This window comes from Caulobacter sp., from assembly GCF_017744445.1.
Lineage (GTDB): Bacteria > Pseudomonadota > Alphaproteobacteria > Caulobacterales > Caulobacteraceae > Caulobacter.
Window position 1 is genome coordinate 1 of the sequence record NZ_JAGIBH010000110.1, and the last position, 610, is coordinate 610.

Below are 610 nucleotides of genomic sequence, written 5' to 3' on the forward strand. Positions count from 1 at the left end.
GCCGAGGTCGAACTTGATGTCGCGGCCGTGGCCGGCCAGCGCGGCGATGGTGAAGCGCAGCGCATCGGCGCCGTGGGCGATGATGCCGTCGGGGAACTCCTTGCGCGTGGCCTTCTCGATTTTCTCGGCCAGCTTGGGCTGCATCAGCCCGCTGGTGCGCTTGGCGACCAGGTCCTCCAGGGCGATGCCGTCGATGATGTCCAGCGGGTCCAGCACGTTGCCCTTGGACTTGGACATCTTCTGGCCCTGCGCGTCGCGGATCAGGCCGGTGATGTAGACGTCGCGGAACGGCACCTTCCCGGTGAAGCTGTCGGTGGCCATGATCATCCGCGCCACCCAGAAGAAGATGATGTCGAAGCCGGTGACCAGCACCGACGACGGCAGGTAGCGATCGAACCCGCGCTGCGCCATCGCGTCCGCGTCCGGCCAGCCCAGGGTCGAGAACGGCCACAGCTGCGAGGAGAACCAGGTCTCCAGCACGTCGCTGTCCTGGGTCAACTCGACATCGGCGCCGAGGCCGTGCTTCGCCCGCACTTCATCCTCGCTGCGGCCGACGTAGCAGGTGCCTACCTCGTCAAACCACGCCGGAATGCGATGACCCCACCACAGC

At 66.7% G+C, this 610-nt stretch carries 1 protein-coding gene; it reads right to left on the reverse strand.

Annotated features, from left to right (window positions below):
- Positions 1 to 610: class I tRNA ligase family protein (locus J7528_RS23915; RefSeq protein WP_291879853.1), on the reverse strand; the 610-nt coding region annotated here is incomplete at both ends.